We start from the raw sequence: 588 nt of genomic DNA, 5'->3' as shown, positions 1-588 counted from the left end.
CCGCCCATGCCCAACAACAGCAGCGCCTTTGTGGAGTAGGTCAGCTTCATCTGGCAGCCCTCCCTTCACAAACAGCACGCTCCTGGTTGCGGCGCTTCACAATGCCACTACAGCCGTTGGCGGGGTCACGGCAGTCCTTACCAGCGACATACACAACCGAGTCAATGCCACGGCAAGCAGCGGCATAATCGCCCTGCCTAGCCCTCTCAGCGAGTCGGTAACGACACAGGTTCTGCGCACCGATGTTGTAGGCCAAACTGGTAAAGGCAGCACGTGGGCCAGCCGGCAAACCGGGCATACACGCATCTACCTGGTGCAGGACTTCACGCACCTCGCCAACCAGCATTTGGGCGCATTGTTCCGCCGTATAGGCTTGGCCCATAGGAATGTCGGTGCCAGTCTGGCCAAAGCAGGCGGTGGGAATGCCGAGAGGATGTGCAGCGGTGCGCACCAAGGGATCTGCGTAAGTACTGCGCACCTCACCTTCATGCGGGGCAATCAAAAGCGCAGCAGTCAGTACCGCTCCTACCGCGCCGGCCCCTATTAAGCGGGCCTTGAGGCTCATTCCCCTGTACTCCCCTTGTCCTG

Annotated in this window: 1 protein-coding gene; it reads right to left on the bottom strand. The window is 60.4% G+C overall.

The window, feature by feature from the left end:
• Positions 1–46 precede the first annotated feature (46 nt).
• Positions 47–588 (bottom strand): glycoside hydrolase family protein (locus tag CSQ89_RS21855; protein ID WP_233203463.1); only part of this gene is annotated, 542 nt, incomplete at its 5' end.

The organism is Chitinimonas sp. BJB300 (genome assembly GCF_002735695.1).
GTDB lineage: Bacteria > Pseudomonadota > Gammaproteobacteria > Burkholderiales > Chitinimonadaceae > Chitinimonas.
The sequence above is the reverse complement of the archived record's forward strand: the minus strand, read 5'-3'. Positions and strand labels throughout refer to the sequence as shown.